Here is a 7,914-nt window from a genome sequence, read left to right on the forward strand (position 1 = left end):
TGGACCACCGCGGCCGCGCCGCCGACGGGCGACAGGACTGGGATCCCCCGCTGGCCGGCGACACGTACTGGGCTTCGCCGCCAGCGGGCAACATGTTCGGGGTCACGCCGAGGGGTACGCCGGGCGAAGGGACGACCATGGGCGCGATTCCTGGCAGCCTTGAAACCGACCGCCAGCCTCCGATGACGGTCCCGCTACGGCACTTCGTAGTCGCGCTCGGCTTCCTCGTGGCGGGCTGCGTCGTGGGGTTGCTCACCTCGCTGGGCCTGCTCGGCGGCCGGCCCGACCTCGCGCACGTCCACCTGCTGCTGGTCGGCTGGGTCTGCGTGACCATCATGGGCGCGATGACCCAGTTCGTCCCGGTGTGGTCCGGGACGACCATCCACTCGCGGCGGCTCTCGGTCGTCCAGCTGTGGCTCGTCACGGCCGGACTCACGGGGTTCGTCGGCGCGCTCCTCACCGGCGGGTTCGGGTGGGCCCCCGTCTTCGGGACGCTGCTGCTCGCGGGCTTCTGGACCTTCGTCTACAACGTCGGGCGGACGCTGCTGGGGGTCGGACCGCTCGACGTGACCGAGCGCCACTTCGCGCTCGCGCTCGGGTTCTTCCTCGTGCTGACCGCGTTCGGCTGGCTGCTCGCCGCCGGGTACGCACTTCCAGTGTTCGGCGGACTCGCAGACGTCTCACTCTCCCGTAGTCGGGTGGTCGGTGCCCACGCCGCGCTCGCAGTGTTCGGCGCGATCCTGACGACGGTCGTCGGCGCGCTCTACCAGCTCGCGACGATGTTCACCCAGACCGAGCTCCACGGCGTCGACGAGCAGCTCCGGCGGTTCGAGGAGGTCGGCTACCCCCTCGGCGTGGTGGCGCTGGCGACCGGTCGCCTGCTCGCCGATCCACTTCTCGCCCGAGTCGGCGGCGTCCTCGTCGCGACCGGACTGCTGGCCCTCGGTATCGTCCTCGCTCGGCGGCTGTACGAGACGCAGGTCGAGTGGACGCCGATGCTCTCGCGCTACGCGGTCGTCCCGGCCGCGCTCGTCGTCTGGGTCGGGCTCGCGCTTCCGGCGTGGCTCGCCACCCCGCTCGCCCCGGCCGTTCGGTACGGCGCTCCCGGGTCGGTCCACTTGCTGGCGTTCGGGGTAATCGGCTTCGTCGTCTTCGGCACCGTCTACCACGTCGTGCCGTTCATCGTCTGGGTTCACGAGTACAGCGATCTGCTCGGGTTCGAGGACGTGCCGATGATCGACGACCTGTACGACGACCGACTCGCGGCTGCCGACTTCGCGCTCTTGACGCTCGGCGTCGGCGCGCTCGTGGCCGGAGACCTGTTCGGGCTCCCCGACGGCGTCGTCCTCGCGGGGGGCGTCTGCGTACTGGCCGGCGTCGGGGGGTTCGTTGCGAACGTCCTGCTGGTCGTCCGCAGGCACAGCCCGCACTCGATTCTCGGGGTGCTCTTCAGTCGGTTCGCGGCCGGCGAGCAGTCCCCCGACGAAGTCGAGCGTCCCCGCTCGCATGGGGAGTAGGAGTAAGAGTACGACGGTCGGTCCTCGTTCGCCGGATTCGGTCCTCAACCGTCGAGTCGATCCGCGAGGTAGTCGAACTGCGCGGTCAGCTCGCGCTTGCGCTGCATCTTGATGACCGTCGCGTCCAGCAGCGAGCCGACCACGGCGGCGTCGAGCGCGAACTCCGTGGTGGCGACGACGCGCATCCCGCCGTCAGCCGGTTCGAGCGCGTACTCGGTCGTCATCGTCTCGAAGATGCCCTCGCGCTGTTCGTAGGCCAGTACCGTGCCGGGCGCGTCGTACGTGTCGAGCACGAGTTCGATGCGCTTCGGTCTGACCTCGTTGGCGACCCGGATCTCCTCGCCGTCGACCGCGACCTCGTCGAACCCCGCCGCTCGCACGAACGGTTCGAGTTCGGTCACGAGTTCGGCCACCTCGTCCGGGTGCGCGTCGAGCTGTCGAGAGACGGTCACGCTGTCCATGGCGAGTCGTTGGCGGGACCGCACAGTCAGTGCTGTCCGGAACACGTTCGGAGTGACCGGGAGTCGCGGTGCTCGACGCATCGCGGCCTCGAAAACTGTCGCCCGGAACACTAACCTCCAGCGTCATCCCGTGGCGGCGTGCCGAGTCGGCTGGCAAACCCTCGTGCCGGGCGGGCTAATTCGGGGTAGCCGACCCACTGATCTGTCGCGTACCCGGGTTCTCCGCACTGTCATCGCTCCCGCGTGGGACTGCTCGGGCGGGGACTTGAGGCACGCACTCGTTCTTGGTGCTCCCCGTGATTAAGGGTTTCCGAATGCCGTGCCTAATCATTTAGGTCCGATGCTTTTGCACCCGGAGTGTGGAGTACGGACTGCATGATGAACACGGACACCCCGAACGCGTCCGACGGCTACGCCGAGGGGGAGCAGGGTATCTCCCCGACGCTCGACGCCACGCTAGACCTCCTTTCGAATCGTCGGCGTCGGTACGTGCTCTACTATCTCCGCGACGAGGGCCGGGGGGTGACCGTCGACGAACTCGCCGAGCAGATCGTGGCGTGGGAGCGCGACGCCGGCGAGGAGCCCACCACGAGTATCGGCCAGGGCGACGGCACCCACCGCGAGCGAGTGACCGCCGACCTCCATCACTGCCACCTGCCTCGGCTGACCGAGGCCGGGGCGGTCACCTACGACGACGAGGAGGGGTACGTGACCCTCGCCGACGCCGACGAGCGCCCGCTGACCGAGTACCTCGACCTCGCCGCCCGCGAGGAGAACCTCCGCTGAGAGCCCGCGTTTCGCGCCCTCTCGCTCTGCGCCCACTCTCCGCGCCCTCCCGCTCCGCGTCCCCCGGCGCTTCCGGCCCTCGACCTTCGTCCCACCATCTTCTTCTCTACGGGAATACCGTAGAAGACAACGGCTTTCGATTTCGAATCGGAACGCGCGATACGTGCGGCCGAACTGCTACCCCTGCAAAACCTCGTCGACGCTCTCGGTGAGGTCCTCCTCGGCGCGCCAGAGGTAGAGGCTGGCGTCGCTCCGGTACGGTGCCCAGCGCTCGGCGCGCTCGACCATCTCCGCGCGGGTCAGTTCCTCGCCGAGGACCGTCTCCATCCCCTTTCTGATTCCGAGATCGCCGACCGGGAACACGTCGGGCCTGCCGAGCGAGAACAGCAGTTGCATGTTCGCGGTCCACTCGCCGACGCCCTTGATCGAGGTGAGTTCGGCCACCACGTCCGCGTCGGACGTGTCGGCGAAGTACTCGCGGGAGTAGCCCCGCTCGATGAACGCCTCGGCGACGTTGCCGACGTACTCGGTCTTGGCCGCCGAGAGGCCGGCGTCGCGCAACACCGCGGAGTCTGCGGCGAGGATTCCCTCGGGCGTGACCTCGACCGCGTCGAACAGGCGCTCGCGGGTCGCCGCGGCCGACGCCATCGACACCTGCTGGCGCAGGATGGAGGTGACGAATCGTGCGAAGAAGTCCTCGGCTGGCTCGACGGTCAGCGGGCCGAACTCGTCGACGAGTGGTCCGAGGTAGGCGTCCTCGCGGAGCGTGGCAATCGCGTCGTCGGTCATTCGGACACCGGTAGGGGCTCCGGGATAATGAGCCCACGGCTTCGCGTCACTGCGCGGCTCCGAGGAAGCGGTGGTATCCACCGCCATTTCACCCTCATCCGATAGAAGCCCACCGGGTCTCCCTTCGGATTCCACACCGTCGCGAAAGCACAACCCCGAAGGCACGGACCGACGAAGCCCGACCGAGAGATGTACGAGGTCGAAGTGAAAGTCCCGGCCGACCACGCCGCCGTCCGCGAACGCCTCGCCGAGCTCGGAGCCGAGCCCGTCGACGCGGTCGTCCAGCGGGACACCTACTACGACGCCCCGCACCGCGAGTTCGCCGAGACCGACGAGGCGCTCCGGGTGCGCGAGGAGACCAGTGCGGCGGGCGACGCCGAGACCGCTACGGCGGAGGATGACAGTGAAGACACAGCAGGCGTGACTACCACGGAACTCACCTACAAGGGACCGCTCGTCGAGGCCGAGTCGAAGACCCGCCGGGAAGTCGAGACGGCGGTCGGGGACGGCGAGGCGACTCGCGAGGTCCTCGACGCGCTCGGGTTCGACCCGGCGGCGACCGTCCGGAAAGACCGCGAGCGGTTCGCGCTCGACGGCTTCACCGTCACGCTCGATTCGGTGGACGGACTGGGCGAGTTCGTGGAGGTCGAGACCGAGGTCGACGCCGAGGAGTCGGTCGAGTCCGCGCGCGAGGCCGCGTTCGGGATTCTGCGCGACCTCGGCCTCGATCCCGACGAGCAGGTCCGGACCTCCTACCTCGGGTTGCTGCTGGCCGACGAGGATGCCGGTGGCGAGTAGCCACAGGTAGCAGAGATATTTGCCCCCATCTGAGATAACCCGAGGTAATCGCCGAGGGCCGAGTTGTTTCCGCAAGTTATAGATTCCGCGACCGGAAAGAAGCGAGTAATGACCGACCGGAACATCCAGGTCGAGCCTATCGGCCGACAGGCAGTCGAGGACCAAGAGATCGAGATCGTCGAGCGAAAGGGGCTAGGTCACCCCGACTCCATCTGCGACGGCATCGCCGAGAGCGTCTCACAGGCGCTGGCGAACGCCTACATCGACCGCGTGGGCAAGGTGCTCCACTACAACACCGACGAGACTCAACTGGTCGCCGGCCGGTCGAACCCCGAGTTCGGCGGGGGCGAGATGGTCGAACCCATCTACGTGCTCATCGTGGGCCGAGCGACCAAGCAGTACGAGGGCCACACCATCCCGACCGACACCATCGCACTCGAAGCCGCCCGCGAGTACCTCGGCGAGCACTTCCCGGAACTCGACCTGGGGACCGACGTCATCGTCGACGTGAAGCTCGGCGAGGGCAGCGGCGACCTCCGCGAGGTGTTCGGCGAGGACGGCGCGACCGTCCCGATGGCCAACGACACCAGCTTCGGCGTCGGCCACGCGCCCCTGACCGAGACCGAGCAGATCGTGCTGAACGCCGAGCAGCGACTCGTCGGCGAGTTCGCGGACGACGAGCCCGCGCTCGGGCAGGACGTGAAGATCATGGGCAAGCGCGAGGGCGACCGCATCGACATCACGGTCGCGGCCGCGATGGTCGACCGCTACGTCGCGAGCCGCGCCGACTACGACGCCACGGTCGAGTCGCTCCAGGAGTTCGTCAGCGACGTGGCCCACGAGTACACCGACCGCGAGGTGAACGTCGACGTGAACACCGCCGACGGCGACGGTGACGACGAGGAGAGCATCTACCTCACGACCACCGGCACGAGCGCCGAGATGGGCGACGACGGCTCGGTCGGCCGGGGCAACCGCTCGAACGGCCTCATCACGCCCAACCGCTCGATGTCGATGGAGGCGACCTCCGGCAAGAACCCGGTCAACCACATCGGGAAGATCTACAACCTGCTGGGCACCGAGATCGCCGAGCGAGTCGTCGCGGAGGTCGACGGCATCCGCGACCTTCGAATTCGCCTCCTCTCGCAGATCGGTCGGCCCATCGACCAGCCCCACGTCGCCGACGCGGAGGTCGTGACGGAAGATGGAATCACCGTCGCGGACATCGAGGACGACGTGACCGCCATCGTCGACCGCGAGCTCGCGGACGTGACCTCCATCACCCAGCGCGTCATCGACGGCGAACTCGACACGTTCTGAGACGCCTCGGTTCGCCCCGGCGCGTTCCGGTTGATTCATCTCGGCGCGTTCCAGTTGATTCAATCCGGCGCGTTCCGGTTCCGTCTCCACCTCCGCGTGCGCTGACTCGTCGTTTCGTCTGTCTCGCGCTGATTCGGTTCTCCGTCCGGGGTGCGTTGCTCGCACGCGCCGACGAACGAAAGGAAACCAGCGCAGCCGACGTGAAGCGGGGACCAACACGCGGCCTGCCAGTTAGTACGTCGCGTCGAGATAGTCGTCCAAGTCCGCCACCGTCTCGGGATCGTAGGTCCAGAAGCCGCGGAACGAGCCCGGGTCGCCGTCGACCTCCTCGGCGAGCAGCGCGCAGGCCTGCCGGTCGTCACCCCCGCCGTCGTAGACTATGAACCAGAACCGCCGAATCTCCGGGACGTCCTCGGCGTGAATCGTGGCGTCGGGGAGTTGGGCCTCCCGGTCGGACCCCGTGGGAACGTCCGGCCGGCCGTAGATGTGAACGTCCAGATCGGGCTTCTCGACGAGTGCGTCGTACACCACGCGCTGGTCGGGGACCCGCGAGAGCGACTGGAACCCCGTTCGGAGGGTGCCTCGCGCTCGCCGGTACGCGCGGTCTTCGATCTCGCGGCTGGCCGCCAGCAACTGCGCGCGGTCGAACGAGACGAAGGTGGTGTCCGCGAGCAGGTTCATCGGCAGCCAGTGGGCCTTCTCCGCGCCGGTACCGAGGTCCGCGGCCACTGGCGAGACGACCCGGCGGGCGATCCGTCGCGGGACGCTCCCGACGAACTCACCGTCGGCGGTCACGACCACGAACCCGCCGGAGCCGTCCGCCGGGAGGGGCTCGTGGGCGACCGTCACGCCGCGAGTCTCGAAGTGCTCGGCCAGCGCCTCGTCCGGCTCCGGCGCGTACACGGTGATCGTCCGCCGGTTCGTCGCGACCTCGTCGACGAACTTCCGGAGGGTGCAACTCTCTTTCTCGCGACTCACGAGCGATCACCGCCGGGTCCGCGACGGCCGTCGACGCTCCCCACCGCGCGGCGGTCGTCGGCGAGCGACTGGTCCAGAATCGGCGCGAGCAGGTCGGTGGTCCCCGTGAGCGTCGCGACCTGTGCCTCGCGGTCGTAGCTGACGAAGCTGGTGTCGGCCAGTCGCGGGAGCTGGACGTGGTGGAGCGCGGTGCGGACCCCCTCGCGGTCGTCGGGCGTTACCATATCGTGGTCGGGCGCGCGGGCCTGCAGCCAGCCCGAGACCACGGTCGCTAACTCGTCGAGGTCGGCCGACTCGCGGTCCCGGAGGTAGTACAGCACCAGCCGGCGGTGCTCGTCTGCCAGCGCGTCGAACAGCGCGTCGACCTCGTCGGACACCTGTGGGGAGTGACCGTCCTCGCCCCCCGACACTCCGGTCTCGCTCTCCGCCGTCCAGTCGTCACTGTCCGGCTCTCGGTCCCCGCGGTCCGATTCGCCAGCGTCGTCCCCGCCCATTTCCATCTCGGTGGTGTCGCTCCACCGACTAAGGCGTTTGGAGAGTCGCCGCCCCCGGTTTCGAGCCTGGTCGGCCACCGAACCCCGACTGCAAGCGGGGTATTCAAATGCGTCGTCTCCGTATAGGCTTCCATATGGCTAAGTACTCGACGGGCGGGTCGTCCGGCGGTAGCGGCGGCGGCGCGTGCGAACTCTGTGGTGAGTCGTCGGACTCGCTGACCGAGGCCAACGTCGCCGGGGCCCAGCTGGAGGTCTGCTCGGACTGCGCCTCGCACAACGACAACGCCAGAACGGACAGCCGCAGCGGCGGCGGAGGCGGCGGCTCCACCAGCGGCGGCGACGACCGCCGGAGCGAGCAGGATCGCAAGAAGAAGGCGGCCCAGAACACCGCGCGGGCCAGCGGCGTGTACGACGGCGACTCGCGCCACTGGGAGGAGGAGGGGACCAACTACGACGACGACCCCCTACCGTATCTGGTGTCCGAGTACGGCGACCGGGTCGAGGCCGCCCGGCGCGACGCCGGCCTCCAGCGCGACGAACTCGCGGAGGAACTCGACGTACCGGAGAACGACCTGCTCGCGGTCGAGCAGGGCCGCGCGAATCAGGCGAACGTCGGCGGCTCGGTAGTGCGCGCGCTGGAGGAGCGCCTCGACGTGACGCTCGTCGAGGAGACCTGAATCGCCCCGGGGAATCGTCAGTTAATAACGAGCCGTGGGGGGGGGGGGGGGGGGGCCCCCCCCCGCCCCCCCCCCCCCCCCCCCCCCCCCCCCC

General features: G+C 68.8%; 9 protein-coding genes. 5 read left to right on the forward strand and 4 right to left on the reverse strand.

The annotated features are described in order from the left end of the window. A partial coding sequence (locus tag DPQ64_RS08395; RefSeq protein ID WP_368276024.1) for a hypothetical protein occupies nt 1-1,517 on the forward strand: 1,517 nt, incomplete at its 5' end. 44 nt (nt 1,518-1,561) lie between these two features. On the opposite strand, the gene DPQ64_RS08400 is transcribed toward DPQ64_RS08395, so the two are convergent. Further along, the gene (locus tag DPQ64_RS08400) at nt 1,562-1,978 is read right to left on the reverse strand and encodes an SRPBCC family protein (RefSeq protein ID WP_115863944.1); all 417 of its coding nucleotides are present in this window, start codon (nt 1,976-1,978) and stop codon (nt 1,562-1,564) included. Nucleotides 1,979-2,353: 375 nt separating this feature from the next. Here DPQ64_RS08400 and DPQ64_RS08405 point away from each other — a divergent pair, with 375 nt between their 5' ends. Then, on the forward strand, nt 2,354-2,764 hold the full coding sequence (locus tag DPQ64_RS08405) for a DUF7344 domain-containing protein (RefSeq protein ID WP_115863909.1): 411 nt from the start codon (nt 2,354-2,356) through the stop codon (nt 2,762-2,764). 177 nt (nt 2,765-2,941) lie between these two features. Here DPQ64_RS08405 and DPQ64_RS08410 read toward each other — a convergent pair whose 3' ends face one another. Continuing rightward, nucleotides 2,942-3,553 (reverse strand): DNA-3-methyladenine glycosylase family protein, encoded by a 612-nt coding sequence (locus tag DPQ64_RS08410; protein WP_115863910.1) that lies wholly within the window; start codon nt 3,551-3,553, stop codon nt 2,942-2,944. 189 nt (nt 3,554-3,742) lie between these two features. Between DPQ64_RS08410 and cyaB the strand changes: the two genes are divergently transcribed. Both cyaB and DPQ64_RS08420 read left to right on the forward strand, forming a co-directional pair. Further along, nucleotides 3,743-4,351, forward strand: coding sequence for a class IV adenylate cyclase (cyaB, locus tag DPQ64_RS08415; protein ID WP_115863911.1), 609 nt, complete (start codon nt 3,743-3,745; stop codon nt 4,349-4,351). 108 nt (nt 4,352-4,459) lie between these two features. Next, nucleotides 4,460-5,671 (forward strand): methionine adenosyltransferase, encoded by a 1,212-nt coding sequence (locus DPQ64_RS08420; RefSeq protein ID WP_115863912.1) that lies wholly within the window; start codon nt 4,460-4,462, stop codon nt 5,669-5,671. Between the two features lie 231 nt (nt 5,672-5,902). Here the strand turns inward: DPQ64_RS08420 and DPQ64_RS08425 are convergent, their stop codons facing one another. Then, nucleotides 5,903-6,649 (reverse strand): DICT sensory domain-containing protein, encoded by a 747-nt coding sequence (locus tag DPQ64_RS08425; protein WP_115863913.1) that lies wholly within the window; start codon nt 6,647-6,649, stop codon nt 5,903-5,905. Then, complete coding sequence (locus tag DPQ64_RS08430) at nt 6,646-7,143, reverse strand: DUF7344 domain-containing protein (protein WP_115863914.1); 498 nt, start codon at nt 7,141-7,143, stop codon at nt 6,646-6,648. The genes DPQ64_RS08425 and DPQ64_RS08430 overlap by 4 nt, the downstream gene beginning before the upstream one ends. A 134-nt stretch (nt 7,144-7,277) precedes the next feature. Here DPQ64_RS08430 and DPQ64_RS08435 point away from each other — a divergent pair, with 134 nt between their 5' ends. Next, nucleotides 7,278-7,820 (forward strand): helix-turn-helix domain-containing protein, encoded by a 543-nt coding sequence (locus DPQ64_RS08435; protein WP_115863915.1) that lies wholly within the window; start codon nt 7,278-7,280, stop codon nt 7,818-7,820. Nucleotides 7,821-7,914 lie beyond the last annotated feature (94 nt).

This window comes from Halorussus litoreus (assembly GCF_003382685.1).
GTDB classification, from domain to species: Archaea; Halobacteriota; Halobacteria; order Halobacteriales; family Haladaptataceae; genus Halorussus; species Halorussus litoreus.

Coding starts and splice junctions, on each gene's coding strand:
- DPQ64_RS08400 (WP_115863944.1), bottom strand. CDS start 1,978: ATGGACAGCGTGACCGTCTCTCGACAGCTCGACGCGCACCCGGACGAG.
- DPQ64_RS08405 (WP_115863909.1), top strand. CDS start 2,354: ATGATGAACACGGACACCCCGAACGCGTCCGACGGCTACGCCGAGGGG.
- DPQ64_RS08410 (WP_115863910.1), bottom strand. CDS start 3,553: ATGACCGACGACGCGATTGCCACGCTCCGCGAGGACGCCTACCTCGGA.
- cyaB (WP_115863911.1), top strand. CDS start 3,743: ATGTACGAGGTCGAAGTGAAAGTCCCGGCCGACCACGCCGCCGTCCGC.
- DPQ64_RS08420 (WP_115863912.1), top strand. CDS start 4,460: ATGACCGACCGGAACATCCAGGTCGAGCCTATCGGCCGACAGGCAGTC.
- DPQ64_RS08430 (WP_115863914.1), bottom strand. CDS start 7,143: ATGGGCGGGGACGACGCTGGCGAATCGGACCGCGGGGACCGAGAGCCG.
- DPQ64_RS08435 (WP_115863915.1), top strand. CDS start 7,278: ATGGCTAAGTACTCGACGGGCGGGTCGTCCGGCGGTAGCGGCGGCGGC.